Genomic DNA, 22,650 nt, shown 5'->3' on the forward strand with positions numbered 1-22,650 from the left:
CTCTTTCTTTGTCGCGCATTTCTAGTCGATCAAACCATTTTATTCGTGTAGAAACACCGCTATTTTTGAGTATTCGCTCTACATACAACCAACTATTCGACGCCATCAAGCTAATTTGGAAACCCCCGAAATCGCTTGAACTAGGTTATCTTCTGTTACTTCTCCACATTCAAATGTCCTGGTAACGCGGCCCGAATACATGGCAACAATACGATCAGACACATGCATCACTTCAGGCATTTCTGAACTAATCACAATAACTGCAAGCCCTTTTGACGCCAGTTTACGCAATAATTTGTGGATCTCTGACTTAGAGCCAACATCAATCCCACGAGTGGGTTCATCCACTATTAATACGTTAGGCTTCATGGACAGCCATTTTGCAATAACGATTTTTTGTTGGTTGCCACCAGAAAGGTTACCAACATCCTGCTTCCATCCTGGCGTGCGTATGTCCAAGCTGTCTCGATACTGATCGAAGATCGCAATTTCAGCGCCCTCAGCCACAAAAGGACCCGCCGTAATATCGTCGACTTGTGGCAAGGTCATATTGTCACGACAGTTCATCCCTAACACCAAGCCTTGCCCCTTGCGGTCTTCAGGTACTAAAGAGATCCCTTTTTCAATCGCGTCCCGCGGTGATTTAACGTCAATGACTTCGCCATTTAACAAAATCTCACCGCTACTCTTGTTACGTAAACCAAACAAGGTCTCAGCAATCTCTGTTCTACCCGCACCAACCAGTCCGTAAAACCCCACCACTTCACCACTGCGTACTTGAAAAGACACATCGTTGAAGGCTTTACCTGAACTAAGATTGCGCACTTCTAAGGCTATTTTTCCGAGTTCGTGGTTTGACTCTTTTCTGGTTAGATCAAGCTTACGCCCAATCATCATTTGAGTAACACCTTCTTCATCGGTGTCTTTGGTCGCGACAGATCCTTGGTATTGGCCATCACGAAGCACAGAAATACGATCTGTAATTTTAAAAATTTCTTCCATACGATGGGAAATGTAGACCACGCCAACATCATTTGCCTGCAAATCAGAAATCACGTCAAAGAGTACGCGTTTCTCAGCATCGGTGAGAGACGCCGTTGGCTCATCAAAAATAACGACTTTAGCCTCAACCGTAAGCGCACGCGCTATTTCCACCATCTGCTGATTCGCAATCGATAGATCTTTAACTAGCGTCTTTGCATCAAATCCCACTTTAAGCTTCGCCAAAATCGCGTCGGTCTTTTGATAAAGCTCATGCCAATCAACTCGGCCAAAGCCTTTTGTAGGCAGCTCGCCAAGGTACACGTTTTCAGCAACACTCAACTCTTCAGCAAGACTCAACTCTTGATGAATAAATACGATGCCTAATGCCTTTGCTTCAAGCGGACCATTCATTACCACTGGACGTTCGTTAACAATTACTTGGCCTTCATCTGGCTGGTGAATACCGCCCAAAACCTTCATCAACGTCGATTTACCCGCACCATTTTCACCCATTAGTGCGTGAACTTCGCCAGGAAGGACAGACAAGGAAACACCATCTAGCGCTCTAACTCCCGGAAAAGTCTTAACAATATTTTCCAGTCGTAAAACAGGGGTTGGAGTATTCATACTTTTAATTCCTCTCGTCCTTTGATATTAATCTGACGATCTAAAAAGAGCACAAGAATCAAAATACTGCCGATTACCAAATTAACAGTGGAAGTATCCGCTCCAATATGACCAAGCCCTTTTCGTAGTAGCTGAATAGCAATGACGCCGCCTAACGTAGACAGAATAGAACCTGAGCCACCTGTCAGTTTGGTCCCTCCTAACACGACCGCTGTAATAATCCACAACTCATAGAGCTGTCCATCATTGGGATTAACCGAACCACTTTCAGAATAAAAAACGACAGCGGATAACGCAGCTAAAAAGCCGATCAACATAAAGTTGATCATCATGTGAGGCCCAACACGTATACCTGCATTGACTGCCGCTTCACGATTGTTACCAATAGCATAGGCGTTTCGTCCGTGCACTGTGCGGTTCATTAGGTACCAAATGGCCGCCGTCACAACGAGTAGAAACCAAGTGGCCGTGTGCAAACCTAAAAACTGAGCTTCTGCAAAATCTACTAACGTCCAATTCAAATGCGACGTCGGATTTTCCCCATTGAACATGAAAACCAATCCACGAAAGCCCAGCATAGAGCCAAGGGTAACAATAAAAGCGTCAACCCCTGTCTTCCAAGCGATGAGTCCGTTGATCGCACCAAGGAGCGTACCGACTAGTAATGCGGCCCCCCAAGCGATAGGAATAACCCAGTCCCCAAGTCCTTCGAACATAGGAGAAGACATCGTCTCTAAGAGAACGATCGCTGCGATAGCAAAGGTCGCTCCTACACTAAGATCGATATTACCGTTTATCATTATGATGGCCATGCCCATCGCTATGATGCCTATGGGAGCAGACTGTTTAAGCAATAACAGCATGTTGTCTACATCCATAAAAGCCTTATCACTTAAAGATAAGTAACTACCAGCAACACTAAAGAACACCAACTCAAAAAGAATAAAGATCCAAATGGGGCTGGCTTTCAGGAGTACTTTTACATTAATTGATTTCATAACTACTCCCTACCTACGCCAGAGGTGACCACAATTTGCCTCGTTTACCCGCAATATCGAGCCAGACAGCCAAAATAATAATGACCCAGGTAACCACAAACTGCACATAGAACTGCAAACCCATTAACAACAGGCCATTCTGAATAAAACCTAACATCAAGACACCTACTACCGTTTTCGCTATCGTACCTGCACCGCCTAGTAACGAAGCTCCCCCCAAAATAACGGCTGCTAGCACTTCTAGTTCTAAACCCTGACCAACCGTATTTTGACTCCCCAATGAACGGCTCGCTTGAATCAAGCCTGCCGTAGCCACACAAAAAGAAGAGATTAAATAACAGAAAAACACGGTTTTACTGCGGCTAATGCCTGAAAATGTAGCAGCAGTACCATTACCACCAACGGCATAGATTTTTCGACCAAAAGGCGTTTTCGACAGAATAATACCGAGCAAGGCCGCCAGTAACGCAAATATCAGGATCGGCACTGGAATGCCCATAACACTGTCCTGCCCAAAAAAGCTGAACCAAGAGCTCTTATCTGAGATGTCCATATTTTTGCCGCCAGAATACGTCAGCGTAAGACCATGTATTGCGGACAACATCCCAAGAGTCACTATTAACGAATTGAGGCGAAGATAACCGACTAAGAAACCGATTAAAGCGCCTAATAAAAGAGTGAGGCTGAACATGGCAAGAATGGCGAGTACAGGGCCAATTTTGTCATGGAGATCTAACACAACGATAGTGGAGAAGGACATCATCGAGCCAATCGATAAATCTAGATTCCCACTCACTACCACGAACGTGACACCAAGCGCCATGACACCAATAATAGCGGATGAACGAATAACACTAAGTACATTGTCAGCCGATATGAATTTTGCTTCTGCCAGCGCAAAAACGAGCATAAAGATTACAAAGGCTGCGAGTATTCCCTGTTTACCGAGAAAACGTATCGCCTCATCTTTACTGAGTCTCAACATCCGATCCTCCAGTGAGTGCACATTATTTAATTTTTATTATTAAAACTGACCAGCACACTAATCAGCAACAAGATTATTAGGCCTTGCGTAGTTGATAACTAAGGGGGTCCAACTACGCTCGCCTTAATAAATAAAAAGCTAAAAACACAAAAGCCTAGGTAACAGTCATAAGCAAACGCCATAGACTGTTACCGATTATTTTTAAAAAACAGGCTTGGTATAGTTACTCATATTATCTTGCGTGATCTTAGGAGTATCGAAATAGTTCAAGAAGGGAACGTCTTTGCCATTGAGAACATCAACCGCAGTCTGCAATGCTGCTTTAGCATCATCGACAGGTGACTGATAAATTGAGCCCCAGTATTCACCGGCTGCCATGGCTTCATATCCAACCGCGAAATTAGTGGCGCCAACAAAAATAATACCATCACGACCAGCGGCTTTCGCTGCATTCAACGCACCCACGCCCATGTTGTCGTCACCAGCGTAAACACCATCAATGTTGTCGTATTTAACCAGGAACGCTTCCATCACCTGTTGTGATTTTTCACGGTTCCAGTCACCTGGTTGTGTATCAATCACTGTGACTTGAGGGCACACTTCAGGTAAACGATTTTCAAAACCTTCCGCTCGCTCAGTAGCTGTTGTGTAACCAGGTTGACCTGTAATGTGAACGACCTTTGCCGTACTGGCGATGCCCATTGACTTGAACTTGTCGCACATAATTTCAGCGGAACGCTTACCTTGAGTGACGTTGTCAGGGCCAGAGAAAGCACTTATAAAATCAAAACCCGCTTTAGAAATATTAGAATTCGTCACGATGACCGGAATACCCGCACGTTTCGCTTTACGTACCGCAGGCACAACCGCTTCGCCATTGGTCGGCCAGATAATGATCGCATCCACACCTTGCTGGATTAAGTCTTCTACCTGAGCAATTTGACGTGCCACGTCACCGCCCGCATCCAACACAACCGCGTCAATGTTAGGATTCGCTCGTGCCGCTTCAGTAAACGCTTTGTCATAAGTTGTCTGATAGCTATCAACGCCAACGTTGTTTTGAGTAATACCGATTGTCATGGCTGCAGCACCACCACTAAGAACCAAACTTGCCGTTGCTACCGCAGTAGCCAAAGATGTTTTAAATTTCACAGTGAATTCTCCCAGTTTATTGTTTTATATTTCGGGGTCGGTCTGATTAGAAACGCTTTGTTCCTGACCGTTGTATTAAACTAAAGCAAACACACACAGCAAGTCTCCCTGCCAGATATCCAAAATGAACACATAAATATCCATTTTGGATAAAATTAGTGGTATGCTCGAAAATGATGAAGAAATCCCTTTAAGAACAAACGCTAACAGCATAGGGCATAAAAACCAAAATAGCCTTGAAACATTCCCTTTTGTTGGCTTTAAACAAGATGGTACAGACAACATGGCAAAAGTAGTCACTTTTATAGAGGATATTCTGGAAGAGCTGCTGGAAGTATCAGAGCTTTTTTCACCCGATCCACGCTTAAAAATGTCACTGGTTATCCTGACCCGTCATTTTGAGGCAAAAAACACGACAGCCACTTTTTTAATTAATAGCAGCGGAGCGCCCTATGCAACGGCCTCTCGAAAATTAAAAGAGCTTATCGACGCAGGTTTAATCGAAAAGCGTGCACGCAAGGGCTTAGCCAATAGCTTCACCATGCACCCAAGCGAACTGTTGCTAGCCAAGTACAATCAAGTCTCAAGACGCATAGAACGATTAGTCGGTGATAACTTCGCCTCCAGCAAAAGCAGTGATTACTATTTTGGCAACACCTATCGCCGAGATAACGCAATACAGCCGTTAAATGTACTCCAAGAACCGCTTGGACTCGCGGGCGGCTTACGTGTCATGGTGCACGGCGATCCCACCTTTATGGTCATCGCAGACCTTAATAAGCATTTCGAGCAAGCTTTCGGCTGCTCGGTTCATCAAAAAGCCTTCTCTTTGGATGAGCTCTACCGAGAAAGTTGCAGCAATGCTGCTCGTAAACGCAGTCTTTTCGATATCGTTGCGGTTAACCTACCTTGGGTCGGAGAATTTGTCGAAAAAGACATGTTAATACCACTGGATGAAGTGGTCGATGTAGCAAAGCTTAACCCTGAAGATTTTTACCCTGAAGGCTGGAAAGCCGCTCATTGGGGCGGTCGATGTTATGGTATTCCAGCACAAACAACCACTGAAATGCTCTTCTATCGCACAGACTTATTTGAACAAGCCGATATACGCCCCCCTAACACAACCGATGAATTGCTAGACGCCGCTAAAGCCTTGCATGACCCAGAAAATAAACGCTATGGCATCGCTTGGAATGCCTCGCGAGGTACAGCACTTGGTCACACTTTTTTAACCATAATGGCCGATTTTGGGCAACCCATTATTTCACTCAGTAAAACACCTGGTGGTTACGATACGTGGAATTTACACAGTATCGAACCAAAACCCATGATAAACACACAAGCCGGAAGAAAAGCCGCAGAATTTCTATTAGAACTCATGAAGTACTCGCCACCATCCATTCTCTCAATGGCTTGGTATGAACGGGTAACCCAATACGCAGAAGGCAGCTGCGCAATGGCATACGGATACACACAAATTACCCCCTACTTCGAAACGAATGAAAACTCCCCCGCTAAAGGGAAAACAGGGTATCTAGCTCACCCGTCTGGCTGCGGATCAAAAGGAATCTCACCCGTCGGCGGCTACATTTTAGCTATTCCATCCAACATATCACCAGAAAGAATAGAAGCAGCAGGTCGAGCGTTAGCTCACTTGACCTCGCCACAAGCGCAAAAACTATACATTCAACATGGAAGCTGCGGCACACCCCGATATTCGGTTGTAGAAGATGCCGAAGTACAGGGCGTCTCTCCCATATTCGAAGTATTCGACAAGCTTTCACAAGACGATCTAATACAGAGCTGGCCAAGACCCGCAATTCCAGAATTAGAAGCCATCATACAAGCCTGCGGAACCTCCATACACGACCTACTGCGCGGTCAAATATCGATAGATGAAGCCCTAACAAGAGCGCAAGACGCCGCCTGCGAGGCAATAAAAAACAACAGACGTAATAGTCCATTTATGTAACACCAACATGCTTAGCCATTGTGCCCAATTACATTAATCCATTACGTTGGGCACAGTTAAGATTAAACAAGGTCAAATTTCATCCCCAAAAAAGCAAACAGAAGTGCACAAAGACACAATGTTGCATGCTTAATCGCTTTGAATTTTAACCACGCTTTTTATCTTATTTGATAGATGAATGTTTAATCTGTGCGCCCCACCATCTAGCGGTACACGCACTATGTTTTTGGTGATTTGAATATCCATACCGTCTACCACCGCTCTTACTCCGCTCCTGTCTGCCCTTTCGAGAGTATTTTTCTTTTTCAACAATTGAGTCTGATCACCCACTTGTTTGACAGAAATAAAGTATTCGGTCTTGTCGATTTTTACCGATGCTTCAAATCCCGGCCAATCTGACGGAATACAAGGCTGGATCGTCAGTTCTTTGCCTTCTCGGTGAATACCAAGAATGCCTTCCATGCCAGCTCGATACATCCAACCTGCCGAGCCTGTGTACCAAGTCCAACCGCCGCGGCCTGTGTGAGGCGCAACCGAATATACATCCGCTGCGACCACATAAGGTTCGACTTTATAACGCTCTGTGTCTTCCGCATTCAGTGCGTGATTGATCGGGTTAAGCAAATTAAACAAGTCACTGGCTTTGTTGCCATCCCCCAGTTTAGTGTAGGCCAAAATCGCCCACATAGCCGCATGACTATATTGCCCGCCGTTTTCCCGTAAACCCGGTGGATAGCCTTTGATATAACCCGGATCATGGCTGGTTTTATCAAATGGCGGCGTAAACAATAACGCCAGTTTTGACTCGGGTTGGATCAAGTATTGCTCGACCGACGCCATGGCTTTCGCGGCGCGTTCTGGTTCGCCCGCTTCAGACAATACCGCCCAAGATTGCACGATAGAATCAATTCGGCATTCATCGTTGTCTTTAGACCCTAACCAACTGCCGTCGTCGAAGTTTGCTCGACGATACCATTCGCCATCCCACGCTTTTTCTTCAATGGCTTCTCGTACTTTACTGGCATGCGTCACCCAGTTTTGCACTCGTTCGTCTTCATCACGAATTTGCGCCATGGGCGAGAATAAATTGATGGTACGAATCAGCAGCCAACCTAACCAAACACTTTCCCCTTGGCCGCCTTCGCCAACACGGTTCATGCCATCGTTCCAATCGCCTGTGCCCATTAATGGCAGGCCATTTTCGCCCGTCAGTTCAAGACATTGATCCGACCCGCGAGCACAATGTTCAAACAAGGTTGCCGACTCGTCCGATTCCGTAGGATGAAAATACGCGTCATGCTGATCCGCCGCCAATAATGGCCCTTCGATAAAGGCGATTTTTTCGTCCAAAATAGACACATCACCCGGGGTTTCAATGTAGGTCGCCGTTGCATACGCTAGCCAGACTCTATCGTCGGAAATATGCGTACGCACACCCTGACCGGTATGAGGCAACCACCAATGCTGCACATCGCCCTCGACAAACTGGCGACTCGCCGCACGCAAAATATGCGCTCTGGTCATATCCGGTCGGCGGAATGTCATCGACATACCATCTTGTAATTGATCTCGAAAGCCATACGCGCCGCTGGCTTGATAAAACGCCGAGCGCGCCCACATACGACACGCCACCGTCTGATATAGCAGCCAACCATTGAGCATAATATCCATCGCTCGATCTGGTGTTTTCACCTGAACCGCGCCTAACAAGGTATCCCAATGCTGTGTCACGTCAGCCAACACTTGATCCAAATCCTCATGGCGATATTGTTCGATCAAATCACGAGCTTTGCCAACTGAAGCACATTGCCCCAGCAAGATCACCACTTCCACCGATTCATCTGGTTCAAGCTCAACAATAGATTGTTGTGCGGTACAAGGATCCTGCCCCGCGCCAATGCTGCCAGACAAAGACGAATCCCTAAGCAAAGCCGCTGGTGCATTCATGCGACCATTGCGTCCCGCCCATATCGGCAAAAGCCACACGCCCCGGAAACGCCACATTCCAGCGATTACAAATAAATAAGGCGTTTGAACCAGCCGAATCCAAATCCGTGGTAATAAATGGCGCAGACGTTCCACGAGCCGTGCCTAACACCCATTCGGCGTAAGACGTAACGGAAAATCGACGACGTCGGCCCGTTTGGATATGCAAGGTTAAACGTGAAATTTTAATCGGATCTACCAAAGGCACATATTGCAATAATGTCAGCGCCAAACCATCCGCTTGATGTTCAAAACAGCTATAACCACGACCATGATGAGCAACAAACGCACTTGGATTAGCTTTGTTATTCGCTTGATTAATAGAACGAAGTGGCTGAGCCGTGGCGCCAAACAATTCCAAAGTGTCTTCATCGCGCACGTAAATCGCTTCGCCAGACGGATTAGAAACTGGATCATTACACCAAGGTGTTAATTGATTTTCACGGCTGTTTTCCGCCCAAGTATAACCACTGCCTTCGGCCGACACATGAAAGCCAAAACTCGCGTTGGCAATGACATTAATCCAAGGCGCAGGCGTCGAGGCTCCGTTTTCAAGAATCATCGTATATTCCCTACCATCTAAACCAAAACCGCCCAAGCCATTGAAGAACTCTAGCCCTTGTTTCAGTTCATCTAACTTTGCGGTGTCTCTTGAACTCTTCGCTTTAAATGGCGTAATTTCATCGCCAGTCGATTCATTCTTAGAGCGAATCTTCGGCGGCCAAGTCGACGCTGGCGACAAGCGATGAATGTGTTTACCAATGGATCCTCGACGAGCAATAAGCACCACCCGAGCAACCGATTTGAGCAAATCACGAACCGGCACATCCACCAAGTCTGCACGCAAAACATACACAGCGCCTTGTACATGATCACCGTTAGATTTATCGATTAATCGAGGTCGCGACTGGCTACTCCGCACTGCCGTTTCAATGGCAATTTGCAAATCTTGTAAATAAGAACACGCATGCTCGTTGATGATCACCAGATCCACCGCCAACCGCTTCATGCGCCAGTATTCATGGGCGCGCAATAATTGCTTCACTTGATCAATGTCTTCGACGTCATCAATGCGCAACAGCACAATGGGCAAATCACCACTAATCGAATGCGGCCAAAGCACAGACTGACCCGCCATGCCGCGATGAATGGCGTCGGCTGAAACACGAAAACGCGGATCAGCGTAAATAATCGGCGCAGCAAGTCGTTGGAAATCGCCCGCCTCGGTTGGGCTAATATCCAAATGGCGCAATTGCACTTGCGCCTGTGTCCACGCCAAGGTTTTCGCTCTGTCGTAGGCACTGCGGTCATGATGTCGATCAATAAGATCCATTAATTCTTCACGAGAAGACGCCACAACTGTCCAAAACGCCACTTTTGCCACACTGCCTGCTGGCACATGAACGGCATAGCGCAAAGAGAAAATAGGATCTAACACAGTCCCGATTGAATTGTTCAGGTCGACACTTTCAACGGACGAATCGTCACAATCAAACGCTGCGGCGGTGGCAATGGAATTACCTCGTCCAATAAACAAGGCGGTGGCAATGGAATTACCTCGTCCAATAAACAAGGCGCGGTTGGTTTCATATTGAGGATCGGCCGTCACTTCCCCTTCTACAATGGCAAAATGCGCTGCCCAAATTGAAGGTTCCTGCGCAGCACGTTTGCGTCGAGTCGCGATTAGCGCATTGTATTCAGGGACATATTCCGTTTGCACAAACATCTTGGCAAAGGCCGGATGAGCGTTGTCCGTGGCTGGCGTCGTTAATACCAATTCAAGGTAAGAAGTCAGTTCAATGTCATGAGCCGCTCGACCATTATTACTCAAAGAAATACGACGCACTTCGCCATCGTCTTCACCGGAAACCAAAACGTCCATCGTCGTGGTTAAATCGCCATCATGACGCACAAATTCCGCATGATCTTCTTCAAACACAACGGCTGGATAATGACCTTCGTCTTGCAAAGGCTGAGCAGAACTCGACCAAAGCTGACCTGTATTTTTATCACGCAAGAAAATGAAACTGCCATAATGATCGCATGTGGTGTCTTCCAGCCAGCGGGTCACCGCTATGTCGCGCCAACGGCTGTAGCCCGCACCAGTGGCGGTTAACATCACCACATAGCGACCGTTCGATAACAAATGCGTAATGGGCGAGCCTGCAGCTGTTGGACTTAGTCGTCGAACGATCGGCGCAATCACCGTTAAAGAAGAGGCAAAGGTTTTCACTTCTTCTGCCCGTGGATGACTAATACAAACATCCCTTGGCATACGTTCGTGCAATAAGAGTTCGCACGCCTGAATCATAGGTTCTTGCTGAAAGCGTTGTCTAAACACGCCTTCCAGCAAAGTATTGGCAATGGCCACAATGGTCATGCCCTGATGATGTGCCATGAAACTGCGCACAATGGCAACATGGCTTTCAACGGGTAAACGCGTCGGCGTGAAATCCAGCGCCTCGTAAAAGCCATAACACCCACAAGCGCCCATGCTGTTTAAGCGCTCATAATTATCAACCGCCGCCTGAGGATCAATCATGGTGGCAAGCCCTGTAGCGTAAGGCGCGATGACTCTATTTTCCGCCAAGCCGCGTTTTAGACCGAGTCCCGGCACACCAAAGTTGGAATATTGATAAGTAAACTCGATGTCACGGGCATTATAAGAAGACTCCGACACGCCCCAAGGAATGCCAAGCTGTTTGCCGTATTCCTGCTGACGTTCAACGATCAGCCGATTAGTCTGTTCAAGTAAACTGCCCGTTGGCGCTCGCATGATAAGCGATGGCATCAAATATTCGAACATGGAACCCGACCAAGAAATCAGCGCCGAGCCATTGCCCATGGGCGTTGCTGCACGACCAAGACGGAACCAATGTTTCGTCGCCACATCACCTTTGGCAATAGCAAACAAACTTGCCAATCTGGCTTCCGAAGCCAATAAATCGTAACAGCTTGGATCGAGACTGTTTTCGGCAAGAGAATAACCAATCGACAAAAGTTTGCGCTCAGGGTCGATGAGAAACGCAAAGTCCATGTCTAACGCCATATTACGCGCCGTGCTCGCCAGCGCATTTAATCTAGCCAGCAAAGAGTCGGGAGAATTACGCTGTTCAAGCGTATCGCGCTGCTGTTCAACCATCACTTTATTGGCGGCTTCAATCCAATAAATGAAATCAGCATGACGCCCTTGTTCAATCTCTTCGCCCGAACCCAATGGTCGCTCACGAGCCAATTTTGCGGCTTTATCAGTCAATCGAATTAAAATCGGCGTTAACACCTCGATAGTCTGTCGGCTGTTTAATCGACTCTCCATATCATCCAAGGTTGCCAACAATGGATGTTCGCTGTCCGTTGCAGTAACACTCAAATCTGGACTAACAGAATGGATTGCTTGTTTTGATTCAGCCACTAAGGATTGTCGAGCCAATGCAATGTTGTCCATAAACCCCGAGCGCACTGTGGAGCTTGGCTTAGCGATTAAAGTGTCTTGAGATAGTCCATCAGATACTCCAACCACAGATTCCTCGTGCCATTGCTCGCAACTGTTTGCCAGCGCAATCAAATGCCCCGCGAGGTTGCCGCTGTCCACCGAAGAAATGTATTCCGGCAACAAGGTATGCAAGCTTTGCGTGCCGTACCAATTGAAAAAATGCCCGTTGTGTTTTGGTAGTTTTTCCAGCGTAACAAAGGTCGTTTCCAGTCGCTCAATCGTTTCAATTAAACCTGTCCAGCCAAAATCTCGCGCCGCCACTGAAGACAACAAATACAAACCAATATTGGTCGGCGAAGTTCGATGCGCCACCACAGGCTCTGGGTCTTCTTGGAAATTATCAGGTGGTAAAAAATTGTCTTCCTCGGTGACAAAGGTTTCAAAATAGCGCCACGTTTTGCGCGCAGTAAGGCGTAAAGTCACCGCGCCAACATCCAGCTCATCAGGTCGCAAGACTTCCGGTGAACGACTAACAAACACGGCGACCAAAGGTGCAAGAGACCAAAGCAAAGCAAACGGCAACACCAGTAGCCACACTGCCGGATTCACCACGATGACATACAAGCAAACCGCCAAGGCAAGCAAGGTGCCACAGGCCATGTTTTGATAAAAACCCATCACCTTGAGTCGTGGGCTCGCATTAATCTGCGCCGCGGTTGCCCATTCCAAACAACGCCGATGTGTCACACCTAAACGCAACAAGGTGCGCGTGATCGCATCCAATGAACGCCAGCTTTGATCAGGCAGAAAGGCGATAGATAAAAAAGTCTGACTTAAGGCAAGACGTAAATCCCCTAGCCAAAGTCGAAAATGGTTGCTGGTATCCACGCCAGAACGGCGAGGAATCATTGAAAAAAGACACGGCAACAAAGGCGGAATCGCCATGACGGCCAATAATACAGCGCTAAAAAATAACGCCGACGACGGAAACAACAACCAACTTAACGCCAAGGCTAACAAGGTTGTTGGCGCCACCAGCGAACGCCTTAAATTGTCGAGTAGCTTCCAACGCCCCAAACTGGAAACGCCCTGCTCTGTTGGCTTGCTCATAATCCACGGCAACAGCTGCCAATCGCCTCACATCCAACGATGTTGACGTTTCGCAGCGGCATCGTATCGGGCTGGAAACTCTTCCACCACTTCCACATCTGACACCAAACCGGCGCGTGCAAAAATGCCTTCGAACAAATCGTGGCTCAGCATGGTGTTATTCGGCACACGATCCGCCAGCGCAGCTTCGAACATATCGACATCATAAATGCCTTTGCCAGTGAAAGAGCCTTCACCGAAAAGATCTTGATAAACATCGGAAATCGCTGCGGCATAAGGATCCATACCACCGGGAGCAGAAAATATACGCTGGAACAAAGAACCTTCCGCGCCCACCGACAAAGACGGTGTAACACGAGGTTGAAGAATGCCGTAACCCGCGACAACTCGCTGTTTGACTTTATCCAAACGTGGACGATTCAACGGATGCGCCATTTTACCGATTAATCGCAGCGCCGCTTCTCGTGGTAAACGCGTGTCGGCGTCAAGAGTAATCACGTAGCGAACATCACTCGGCACACTGGGTGCTTTGCCCTGAATGGCCATAAACGTGGTGTCCGTTGCGCCGCGTAATAATCGGTTCAGCTCATGCAACTTGCCGCGTTTACGCTCCCAGCCCATCCACACATTTTCGCTTGGATTAAATAATCTACGGCGATGCAACAAGATAAAACGCGGGCCGGATGGACCTTCTCCGTAACGTTGGTTTAATCGCTCTATTTCCAAAGTCGCCCGTTCTAACAATAAGGCGTCGCTTTCTAATTCTTCCAAATCAGCATCTTTGCCGTCAGTTAATAAGGCAAAGCTTACATCGCCGTCGATACCGCTCAGATAATGCACTTCCAAGCGTTCAGTTTGCTCTAATAAATCCGCTTCAGAGGTGAGCAAAGTCGGCACGGCGATTAAGGTTCGTAACGAGGTCGGCACGCCCGCTTTTAGTTCAAGTCCCGGCAACATTACCGCGCCAAAGCGCCAGGTCACTAAACGATTAACGATGGCAAACGCCACTTCTGTGGCGGGAATAAAAGCCACCACCGCCCACAACAACCAAGATTGCGCAGGAAACGCCATGAATCCCGCGAAAACAATACTCATGGCAAGAAAAGCCAAGGCAACAATGGCAATCGTGCCGCTGTAACCCGCGACGCCTAGACGCATATGAAAACGCCGGACTCTTAAGCGCATGGTGGGTTTATAGGCGATGGATTTTTCGAAAGCCAATCGGCCCTCTTCAATCAAATAATAACCTGGGTCACCAAGACGACTTTTTTCTACCTTGGCTTCTTCCGAAAGCACTTGTGCCGACTCATCATTCTTTAATTCCGCACTCTTTAATTCCGCATTCTTAGATTCAAAAGGCTTTACGCTGTCTTTCGCCATTTCTACGGCGCGCTGGGCAATGTCTATTTCCGAATAGTCACAACCTCGCGCCAGTTCTTCCACGGCGCTGCGGTACAAGTTACGTGGCGGGAAATCCATTTGGGCAAACAGGTCATAACGGTAAAATTCTTGATCGACCAGACTGACTTTCTCAAACAATTCCGACCAATCAATGTCGGAAATCAACCGCATGCTAGTGATCACATTTCGGATAGTGACGTTCGATGCGCCTTGGCGTTGCTGAGCATGTTGCACCACTTCTTCAACTGAAAGACCTTGCAGTTGTAAACGCTGCTCTAGCCAGTCGAGCGCGGGTGTAGTTTTCGGATCTTGGTCTCGTAATCGCTTCGCCAATTGCGCAGCAAACACTTCAGACAGCGGTTCCGATGAACGGGATGCGATGTCTTCTTGTAACGCTGAATGAGCACAACCTGCCACCAAAAGCCGCTCGGTGAAATGATCGGCATCGTGGCGAGCTTCACGTCCGACGGCAATTTGATCGGCCAAACGTCGCAGGTTTTCAATCAACACAATGCGCAGCGTAATCGCCACCGCCCATAATTCACCAATGGTGAGCGGTTGAACTTTTTGATAAGCATGAATAAAACGAACCAGAACATCAGGATCAATATGGCTATCGGTGTGCGCTACAAACGCCCAGGTTAAACCAAATACCCGCGGATAACCGGCAAAAGGTCCATCAGCTAGCTTAGGTAATTGTCGATAATAACTGTCCGGCAAATCATCTCGGATCTCGCGAATCTGCTCTTCCACCAAATGATAATTATCAAGCAGCCATTCCGCGGCGGGAACCACATTTCCGCCACGTTCTAACTCAGCAGCACTTTCACGATAGGATGCCAAAAGCGCCGTGGCATTTTCATCCAAACGCGTTTGCAAAGGCAACACGGAAGGCTCGGAACCGAATACTTGCTGAGCCATAGCCAAACTTTCTGCATGCTCTTCAAGCCGTTCTAAGCCAAACAACTCCTCTCGAACAGGAATCGTGCTGTCCCAAAGCGAGTGAGAAAATCGTCGTCCAAGTAGAGTGGAAAAAGTGTTTAACATAATCGCCTTAAAATCATCTGATGAATGGCGCAATCAAGCGTCTTTTCATCTTAATGAAACAAGCGGTCTAGCGTCTGTACGCCAGCGAACTGACACCATAAGGCAGGAAGGTTAGTTTAATAGGAAGACAAATCCGTCAGACAAGACAAAAGGACAATCAATTATGTTACGCAGCATGCACGACTTAGAGAACTACACCATTGCCGCCACAGATGGCAATGTGGGCGAAGTGACAGATTTCTTGTTTGATGACGAGGAATGGGTCGTACGTTATTTCGTGGTTGAAACCGGCAGCTGGCTATCGAGTCGCAAGGTACTGATTTCCCCTATCGGAATAGAAAAAGCCAACTGGCGAGAAAAAGTTTTTCCCGTAGCCATCACCAAAGAACAAGTGAAGAACAGCCCTAAAGTTGATACAGACCAACCCGTTTCCCGCCAACACGAGATCGATCATCTAGGCTACTACGGCTATCCGTATTATTGGGGCGGCACCGGCTTTTGGGGCGGCGGCATGTATCCATATTCGTTGTATCCAGGCTTTGGCCATTACCCAGACACCAAAGAAGAGTCAGACAGTGCAACGCTTGCTCATGAAAAAGCCAAACGCGAGTTACATCAAAACGATGATCCAAACCTACGCAGCTGCAAAGCCATCATCGGCTATAAAATCCACGCCATCGATGGTGAAATGGGGCATGTTTCTGGTCTATTAATTGAAGACAACACCATGGCGGTTCGCTACTTCATGGTCGACACTACCAATTGGTTTGGTGGTCACAAAGTGCTTATCTCGCCAGAGTGGATAGAAGACATGGATTGGACCGATAATTCCGTGACCATCAACTTAACTCGCCATCAGATAAAAGAAGCACCCGAGTACCACACTACCAAGGACCTAAACCGAGAGCACGAGCTAGCGGTTTACGATCATTATGGTTTAACTGGCTACTGGGCGAGAGGCGAAAAAGCCAATCTAGTAAAGCAAGATTAACCCTTAGAAAACCTATTATCTAAGCTCTAAAAAATGGACTGCACAATGCAGTCCATTTCATCTCGACAAGCAGTCCAAGTAATACTAAAGCAATATCGTATCTATAAAATCTATCGTTCATGTCTCGCTCAATTTTTTAACGAAAGTACACAAAATTGTTGCATTGAGTAGCCATTATTTGCTCGTAGACTGACTTTAACTATGGTTAATTAGTACGCGCAGAAAAACAAGAAAACACGCACAAATGATAAAAAAGAGAGGTTTCAACGAAATGTCAATGGAATTACTAAGTGTCGTAATTTACGCTGTGCTCATCTTTATAATGGTGCTTTTACAGTCAACTTATATGGCTAAAACTGCTGGCTTGGTCTTTAGTTTTGGCAACAGAGAAAAAGCGCAGCCCAGTAAAAAACCTTTGGGTAATCGTATCGATAGAACGCTAGAAAATTTAAAGGAAGGCGGCATCATGTATGTACCGCTGGCAGTTTTAGCTGTCAGTACCGATGTCTCCAATCCTTGGACGTATTATGCCGCGCTGGCCACCATCATTTCACGAGTTCTGTATGTACCAGTCTATATTTTCGGTGTGCGGATTGTCCGTTCTCTCGTCTTTGCACCTAGCTTAATCGCTATCCCGGTTATGGCTTACGGTGTTATTTCAGGCCTTGCTGGTGCCATCTAACTATCTGAATTGTTAAAAATATTGATACTTTAAAAACGATTAACAAAGGACTGTATCTCGCAGTCCTTTTTTAAAACCCTTTTACTCAATTCTTAAACCGCGACATCAAAAGCAATTCCAACCAATGCCGTCGTCGCCATGGCTAATGCGCCCCAAAAACCGACCCGCACTATGCCAGTAAGCATTTTTGCACCACTCAAATACGATGACATTGCCCCTAAAATAGCGAGAAACACCAGAGACAACACAGCGGTAACGACGGATAAATTGGCATCATCATGATAAAAATACGCCGTCATCAAGGGCAATGCCGCACCCAAGGTAAAACTCAACGCTGAGGAAAAAGCGGCTGTAATGGGTTGTGCTGCTGATAAGTCAGAAATCCCGATTTCATCTCGAGAATGCGCCGCCAGCGCATCGTGCGCCATCAGTTGTCGCGCCACAGTGACCGACAATTCTGGCTCCAAACCTCGTTGCTGATAAATTTCCGCTAACTCGATTACCTCTTCTTCATAGTGCTGTTCAAGCGCCTGCTTCTCTTGTAGCAAATCTGACTTCTCTGTATCGGCCTGAGAACTCACCGACACATATTCTCCCGCCGCCATAGAAATAGCGCCAGCCACTAAACCTGCCGTACCTGCGACCATGATCGCCGTGTGTCCAGAATTGGCCGACGCCACACCAATAATCAAACTTGCCGTAGACACAATGCCGTCATTCGCGCCTAAAACAGCGGCCCTTAACCAACCCACGCGATGTTGACGGTGGTGTTCTTGATGAGACCCAGTGGTTTGATTAGACCCTGTCACTTGATGAGACATAAAAACTTTATTCCTCTGGCTATGCGCCTACCATTTATCCCTACAATTAGGATATTCGACTGAAGAAGAAAATTAAGTGAAAAAGTCCATACATAGTCACAGAGTAAGGGGATATTCCACTCGGATACTCTCTCAAGCTTCTTAACCTAAACGTTGGAAAGAGAGATTTGCATTCTATCCGCCACACCCGTAGTGTAATGATCAGAAACAAGTAGCGTGGTGATTAAAAACAAGCTAAACCTTTAATTTAACTAAAGAGGAAGCATGAAAATGGAAACTGACAATACTCACAAGCACAACCAAAGCATCGCCAACTTTGCCGCGATTAAAACCGCCATCGTCAATAATGAAGCAGCATTACTCAAAGAATTGCTAGCAAACCAAGCCATACCAGAACTCGAAAAAAGCTACCTCATTGACCTAGCAGGGCTCAGCAATGATCCTGCGATCTTGAAAATAATCAAAGACATTCCGTTAGAGAAATAAGCGTTAACAAGTCGATTGGGTTATTCGGTCATCAGTCGTGGGCCAGTGCCTTTTTCGCCCAGTTCATCGTATGGGTTGAGAAGCCGGCACCTTTCAAGGGACAAACAACCACAGCCAATACAATCGGCCATCATGTTTTTCAATTCCGTTAATTGAGTAATCTTCCTATCCAGCTCGCTTTGCCATCGGGAACCCAACGCTTCCCAATCTTCTAGGGTGACGCGAGTTCGGTTTGGTAACCCTTCAAGTTCTAACAAAATGTCTTCCAAGGAAAATCCTGTCCGCTGAGCAACCTGAATCAGAGAAACTATCCGAATAACATGTTTTGGGTATTGCCGATGGTTGGATGTGTTTCTTTGACTCTTGATCAAGCCTTTCCTTTCATAGAAATGCAACGCCGACACAGATACGCCGGTCCTTTCACTTAACACGCCCACCGAAATCCACTCAGGCATTATTATTTTTCGCATTTTTCGCTTGACCTCAACTTAAGTTTAGGGAGCAGAATAGACTCAAATTCAAATCAGCTCAAGTTCAGCACTTATTAAAACCGCTGATAGAGCCGTGAAAAATACTATTTATGCCTAAAAAGAGAGCCTTAATGAAAACCAATCTATTAGAATCCAGAGCAGTTTGCCTGCTGCTGATTTCCACACTGACCGTCATGTCCAATGCCACTATTGCTCCGGCGTTACCTAGTTTAGCGAATGAATTCTCAGGAACACCCTCAGCCGATTTTTGGGTAAAAATGCTATTGCCCATCCCAGCTTTGTTTGTGGTGATTTTTGCGCCGATCTTAGGCTGGACAGCGGATAAATTCGGTCGTCGAAATCAAATAATCATTGCGACTACCGTCTTTGCCATCGCCGGTGCTGCTGGCGCACAGCTGCAAGACTTAGAAGCCATTATTATCAGCCGAGCCATTCTGGGTATATGTGTCGCTGGACTTATGGCCGCTGTAACAGCGTTAATAACCGATTATTATTCTGGTCCGAAAAGAAGCCAATTTATGGGACTGCAACAAGCTTTCTCTAATATTGGCGGCATTCTTTTCATCGTTACAGCGGGCTATCTAGCAGGCATCAGCGCTCGACTGCCTTTTTATATCTACGCAATCGCTATTCTGTTGCTTCCGCTTATATTCCTGTCTATTCGTGACAGCAAGCAAACCAATCAGCCAAGCGATAACCCGCAAGACGATACCAATACCAGCTGGACACTACCGCTCATTGGCTGTTCTATTCTCGTTTTCTGCCACTTAATCGTCTTTTATGTCCTACCAACACAAATTCCATTTTTTATGGCAGATATTGGTATCACGGATCCAAGTAAATCAGGCTTGGCAATCGGAATGGGAACATTAATCGCCGCGATAACAGGCGTATTCTTTGGCAAACTGGTTGCCAAAATCCAAAGCTATGGCGTCGCACTCATCGGCTTTATTGCCATGAGTATTGGCATGCTCGTGCTATCACAAGCCACATCGTTCAGCTTGGTGATTCTCGGTTGCGGCCTGATGGGCGCTTGCATGGGATTGGTAATGCCAAATTTCATGGTAAAAGGCATGGAGCTTGTGCCAAGCCACAAACGCGGACTCGCTTCTGGCGTACTGACCAGCAGCATCTTCATTGGGCAATTTGTTTCACCTTTTGTCACCTCAGCTCTTATCGCCAAATTGGGATACAGCGATTTTTACTTATTAGCAGGGGCTTTTACTTTAGTACTAGCCATTGCAGGCGCCGCCACCCTGAAAAAACAATCTACTCTCACTACAAACGTTAACAAAGGAAACTAAAATGAAAGTACTGACCTTCAGCACAAGCAACAGCAAAAACTCTATCAACAAGAAACTGGCTTTTTATGCTGCCCAGCAAATCAACAACGCACACGTGTCGCGAATCGACATTAACGACTTTGAAATGCCAATCTATAGCGAAGACAGAGAAAAAGAATCAGGCATTCCACAATTAGCACACGACTTTTATAAAGCCATTGGCGAAGCCGATAGCATCGTGATGTCATTCGCTGAATACAACGGTTCTTATACTTCTGCCTATAAAAACCTATTCGATTGGACATCCCGAATAGACATGAAAGTCTTTCAGAATAAACCCGTTCTTATGCTATCAACCTCACCTGGCCCCAGTGGAGCGCAAAGCGTTTTGGCTGCCGCACAAGCCTCAGCACCCTACTTCGCCGCAAACGTCATCGGTGCGATCTCGTTACCCAGCTTCTATGACAATTTCGATGCGGAGAAAAACGTCGTGACGAATGAAACATTCAACCAAAGCTTACTTGCTGCCATTAGCAAGCTATAACCTTGCCTGAGTTAAAAGGGATATTTTTGTCTAATAAATGGCAAGATCTAGGACTTAGAGCTTCGTAGAGGCATCTTATTATGATTTGATGAACACGCTGAAGTGTTCATCAAATTAAGTGCGATCTGATTTCCAACCATCTCCAATATTTTTTGATTTAAAAAGCATCAAGGCAACTGATTTCTAAGAACAACGATGTGCTTTTGCAAGCCGTCAATTTCATCCAATAACTCTAAGCTGAACGCGACCCCAGACAAGTTTAGTTTCAGTCCATCCATGAGTCGTTGAGCACGCTGCAAGCGCATTAAAGCTTGGCTATTAAAATACCAAATATCTAATAAAGACTTTTCAACCGGATCAACGATACCATACTCCACCATTTCAATAATCATTTCAGTATGGACATTACAGCGTTCACAAACCTCTTCTAAGGTAAATAATATATGCTCATGTTGGGAGTCAATTATCACTATCTCTGATTTAGACATTACCTACCTCTCGAAAGCTTGGCGTGGATTAAAGTGAGATTCACACTCAGCTAGTTGTCGGTAAAGCGCTTTAGCTTCACTGCTGCGCTCTTTTGGTAAACTGACCTGCAGGGTCACAATTTGATCACCAGATATTTCCCCACCCTTACTAATCAAACCTTTGCCTTTGATACGCAGCTTATTACCACTATTCGCTGCTTGAGGGATTTTTAATTTTACTTTACCTCTGAGGGTTGGCACTTCCACCGTTGAACCTAATGCAGCCTCCCAACACGTAACGGGCAACGTCAGTAAAATATTCATCCCGTCGACCGTAAAGTAAGGATGTGGGGCAAACTCAATTTCTAGTAGCAAATCACCAGCTTTACCGCCACCAATACCTAGCTCTCCCTGACCAGTCAAACGAATATGCTGACCTTCTGTTACTCCTGCTGGAATTTTTACGTTTAATGTTTTGTCTCTTTGTTTTATCGATCCATTTTGGTCTGGTTCGGAAACTCGCAAAGCTATTTGTCGTTGACAACCAACAAACGCCTCCTCAAGAAACAAAGCGATTTTATAATGTAAGTCTCGTCCACGGCGATTCGTCGACCTTTGAAAATCCTCTGCTTGACGAAAGTCGCTGCCATGAGCGCCAAAAATCGAATCAAAGAAATCACTAAAATTCTCATCAGTCCTCTGACTGTGTGTTCGATTGCCTGCATGAGAAGATTGCCAATCTGGTGGTGGCTGATAGCTGCCACCAGCAGATCTATACGTTCCTTGTGCTCGCAATAAATCGTATTCGGCACGTTTTTCTGGATCTTTTAAAACGGCATAAGCTTCACCTACTTCTTTAAATTGTGCTTCCGCGTTTTCTTCTTTACTAACATCTGGATGATATTTTCTAGCAAGTTTTCGATAGCTTGCCTTGATAACGGAAGCATTTGCTTTTTCATCGATGGCCAAAATTTTGTAATAGTCTTTAAACTCCATGCTGCCTCATCTCCATCGCCCCAACCAGCTTGCTTACTCGTGTCCCAGCTTCGCCTTTAACAATTTGTTCTAGCTCTTCCAACGACCCAATGGCGGCGACTTTGCCGGTCTTCTCAGCAAACTGCCTGGCGGCGTTAACTTTCGGCCCCATGGAACCAGTAGCGAAGTCGTAGTTGGCGAGATTGGCAGGATTA

The 22,650-nt window shown here is 46.4% G+C and carries 17 protein-coding genes and 1 pseudogene; 6 read left to right on the top strand and 12 right to left on the bottom strand.

Features of this window, described 5'->3' with window-relative positions:
- Window positions 1-105: 105 nt before the first annotated feature.
- From EBI00_RS14955 to EBI00_RS14970, 4 genes are all read right to left on the bottom strand, one after another.
- Window positions 106-1,611 carry a sugar ABC transporter ATP-binding protein gene (locus EBI00_RS14955; protein WP_123096746.1) on the bottom strand — a complete coding sequence of 502 codons (1,506 nt, stop codon included), beginning with the start codon at window positions 1,609-1,611 and terminating at the stop codon, window positions 106-108.
- The gene (locus tag EBI00_RS14960) at window positions 1,608-2,609 is read right to left on the bottom strand and encodes an ABC transporter permease (protein ID WP_123096747.1); all 1,002 of its coding nucleotides are present in this window, start codon (window positions 2,607-2,609) and stop codon (window positions 1,608-1,610) included. Before EBI00_RS14960 ends, EBI00_RS14955 begins: the two co-directional genes overlap by 4 nt.
- Window positions 2,610-2,622: 13 nt before the next feature.
- On the bottom strand, window positions 2,623-3,594 hold the full coding sequence (locus EBI00_RS14965; protein ID WP_123096748.1) for an ABC transporter permease: 972 nt from the start codon (window positions 3,592-3,594) through the stop codon (window positions 2,623-2,625).
- 201 nt (window positions 3,595-3,795) lie between these two features.
- Window positions 3,796-4,746: a sugar ABC transporter substrate-binding protein gene (locus EBI00_RS14970; RefSeq protein ID WP_123096749.1), complete on the bottom strand. Its 951-nt coding sequence runs from the start codon at window positions 4,744-4,746 to the stop codon at window positions 3,796-3,798.
- 163 nt (window positions 4,747-4,909) lie between these two features.
- On the opposite strand from EBI00_RS14970, the gene EBI00_RS14975 reads away from it, so the two are divergent.
- Window positions 4,910-6,718, top strand: coding sequence for an ABC transporter substrate-binding protein (locus EBI00_RS14975; protein WP_123096750.1), 1,809 nt, complete (start codon window positions 4,910-4,912; stop codon window positions 6,716-6,718).
- 129 nt (window positions 6,719-6,847) lie between these two features.
- Here EBI00_RS14975 and EBI00_RS16210 read toward each other — a convergent pair whose 3' ends face one another.
- The 3 genes and pseudogenes from EBI00_RS16210 to EBI00_RS16220 all read right to left on the bottom strand — a co-directional run bounded on the left by EBI00_RS16210 (window position 6,848) and on the right by EBI00_RS16220 (window position 15,695).
- Window positions 6,848-8,389, bottom strand: coding sequence for a GH36-type glycosyl hydrolase domain-containing protein (locus EBI00_RS16210; RefSeq protein WP_338322930.1), 1,542 nt, complete (start codon window positions 8,387-8,389; stop codon window positions 6,848-6,850).
- Window positions 8,390-8,536: 147 nt separating this feature from the next.
- A pseudogene (locus tag EBI00_RS16215) lies at window positions 8,537-13,247 on the bottom strand (glucoamylase family protein); the annotation flags it as partial.
- A gap of 27 nt (window positions 13,248-13,274) precedes the next feature.
- Window positions 13,275-15,695, bottom strand: a complete 2,421-nt coding sequence (locus tag EBI00_RS16220) for a hypothetical protein (RefSeq protein WP_241557058.1) — start codon at window positions 15,693-15,695, stop codon at window positions 13,275-13,277.
- A gap of 163 nt (window positions 15,696-15,858) precedes the next feature.
- Here EBI00_RS16220 and EBI00_RS14985 point away from each other — a divergent pair, with 163 nt between their 5' ends.
- Together EBI00_RS14985 and EBI00_RS14990 are read left to right on the top strand one after the other, a co-directional pair.
- Window positions 15,859-16,686 (top strand): PRC-barrel domain-containing protein, encoded by an 828-nt coding sequence (locus EBI00_RS14985; RefSeq protein ID WP_123096751.1) that lies wholly within the window; start codon window positions 15,859-15,861, stop codon window positions 16,684-16,686.
- Window positions 16,687-16,963: 277 nt separating this feature from the next.
- Window positions 16,964-17,368, top strand: a complete 405-nt coding sequence (locus tag EBI00_RS14990; protein ID WP_158600771.1) for an MAPEG family protein — start codon at window positions 16,964-16,966, stop codon at window positions 17,366-17,368.
- A 92-nt stretch (window positions 17,369-17,460) separates the two neighbouring features.
- Here EBI00_RS14990 and EBI00_RS14995 read toward each other — a convergent pair whose 3' ends face one another.
- Entirely contained in the window at window positions 17,461-18,189 is a 729-nt protein-coding gene (locus EBI00_RS14995; RefSeq protein WP_123096753.1) for a VIT1/CCC1 transporter family protein, read from the bottom strand.
- Window positions 18,190-18,453: 264 nt separating this feature from the next.
- On the opposite strand from EBI00_RS14995, the gene EBI00_RS15000 reads away from it, so the two are divergent.
- Window positions 18,454-18,675, top strand: a complete 222-nt coding sequence (locus EBI00_RS15000) for a hypothetical protein (protein WP_241557059.1) — start codon at window positions 18,454-18,456, stop codon at window positions 18,673-18,675.
- 20 nt (window positions 18,676-18,695) lie between these two features.
- Here EBI00_RS15000 and soxR read toward each other — a convergent pair whose 3' ends face one another.
- The gene (gene soxR, locus EBI00_RS15005; protein ID WP_067217913.1) at window positions 18,696-19,145 is read right to left on the bottom strand and encodes a redox-sensitive transcriptional activator SoxR; all 450 of its coding nucleotides are present in this window, start codon (window positions 19,143-19,145) and stop codon (window positions 18,696-18,698) included.
- A 131-nt stretch (window positions 19,146-19,276) separates the two neighbouring features.
- Here soxR and EBI00_RS15010 point away from each other — a divergent pair, with 131 nt between their 5' ends.
- The gene (locus tag EBI00_RS15010; protein ID WP_158600773.1) at window positions 19,277-20,470 is read left to right on the top strand and encodes an MFS transporter; all 1,194 of its coding nucleotides are present in this window, start codon (window positions 19,277-19,279) and stop codon (window positions 20,468-20,470) included.
- A 1-nt stretch (window position 20,471) separates the two neighbouring features.
- Complete coding sequence (locus EBI00_RS15015) at window positions 20,472-20,993, top strand: NADPH-dependent FMN reductase (RefSeq protein ID WP_123096755.1); 522 nt, start codon at window positions 20,472-20,474, stop codon at window positions 20,991-20,993.
- Window positions 20,994-21,160: 167 nt separating this feature from the next.
- Here EBI00_RS15015 and EBI00_RS15020 read toward each other — a convergent pair whose 3' ends face one another.
- From EBI00_RS15020 to EBI00_RS16320, 3 genes are read right to left on the bottom strand one after another with little or no spacing between them, the layout of a single operon-like run.
- A complete protein-coding gene (locus EBI00_RS15020) occupies window positions 21,161-21,481 on the bottom strand; it encodes a chaperone modulator CbpM (RefSeq protein WP_123096756.1) in 321 nt (106 codons plus the stop codon).
- Window positions 21,482-21,484: 3 nt separating this feature from the next.
- Window positions 21,485-22,456, bottom strand: coding sequence for a DnaJ C-terminal domain-containing protein (locus EBI00_RS15025; protein WP_123096757.1), 972 nt, complete (start codon window positions 22,454-22,456; stop codon window positions 21,485-21,487).
- Window positions 22,446-22,607, bottom strand: a complete 162-nt coding sequence (locus EBI00_RS16320; protein ID WP_241557060.1) for a hypothetical protein — start codon at window positions 22,605-22,607, stop codon at window positions 22,446-22,448. Before EBI00_RS16320 ends, EBI00_RS15025 begins: the two co-directional genes overlap by 11 nt.
- Window positions 22,608-22,650 lie beyond the last annotated feature (43 nt).

Source organism: Marinomonas hwangdonensis, from assembly GCF_003721245.1.
Classification (GTDB): domain Bacteria; phylum Pseudomonadota; class Gammaproteobacteria; order Pseudomonadales; family Marinomonadaceae; genus Marinomonas; species Marinomonas hwangdonensis.

Coding starts and splice junctions, on each gene's coding strand:
- EBI00_RS15025 (WP_123096757.1), bottom strand. CDS start 22,456: ATGGAGTTTAAAGACTATTACAAAATTTTGGCCATCGATGAAAAAGCA.
- EBI00_RS15000 (WP_241557059.1), top strand. CDS start 18,454: ATGAAAATGGAAACTGACAATACTCACAAGCACAACCAAAGCATCGCC.
- EBI00_RS14995 (WP_123096753.1), bottom strand. CDS start 18,189: ATGTCTCATCAAGTGACAGGGTCTAATCAAACCACTGGGTCTCATCAA.
- EBI00_RS16220 (WP_241557058.1), bottom strand. CDS start 15,695: ATGTTAAACACTTTTTCCACTCTACTTGGACGACGATTTTCTCACTCG.
- EBI00_RS15010 (WP_158600773.1), top strand. CDS start 19,277: ATGAAAACCAATCTATTAGAATCCAGAGCAGTTTGCCTGCTGCTGATT.
- EBI00_RS14990 (WP_158600771.1), top strand. CDS start 16,964: ATGGAATTACTAAGTGTCGTAATTTACGCTGTGCTCATCTTTATAATG.
- EBI00_RS14965 (WP_123096748.1), bottom strand. CDS start 3,594: ATGTTGAGACTCAGTAAAGATGAGGCGATACGTTTTCTCGGTAAACAG.
- EBI00_RS15020 (WP_123096756.1), bottom strand. CDS start 21,481: ATGTCTAAATCAGAGATAGTGATAATTGACTCCCAACATGAGCATATA.
- EBI00_RS16210 (WP_338322930.1), bottom strand. CDS start 8,389: ATGGATATTATGCTCAATGGTTGGCTGCTATATCAGACGGTGGCGTGT.
- EBI00_RS14955 (WP_123096746.1), bottom strand. CDS start 1,611: ATGAATACTCCAACCCCTGTTTTACGACTGGAAAATATTGTTAAGACT.
- EBI00_RS14960 (WP_123096747.1), bottom strand. CDS start 2,609: ATGAAATCAATTAATGTAAAAGTACTCCTGAAAGCCAGCCCCATTTGG.
- EBI00_RS15015 (WP_123096755.1), top strand. CDS start 20,472: ATGAAAGTACTGACCTTCAGCACAAGCAACAGCAAAAACTCTATCAAC.
- EBI00_RS16320 (WP_241557060.1), bottom strand. CDS start 22,607: ATGGGGCCGAAAGTTAACGCCGCCAGGCAGTTTGCTGAGAAGACCGGC.
- EBI00_RS14985 (WP_123096751.1), top strand. CDS start 15,859: ATGTTACGCAGCATGCACGACTTAGAGAACTACACCATTGCCGCCACA.
- soxR (WP_067217913.1), bottom strand. CDS start 19,145: ATGCGAAAAATAATAATGCCTGAGTGGATTTCGGTGGGCGTGTTAAGT.
- EBI00_RS14975 (WP_123096750.1), top strand. CDS start 4,910: ATGCTCGAAAATGATGAAGAAATCCCTTTAAGAACAAACGCTAACAGC.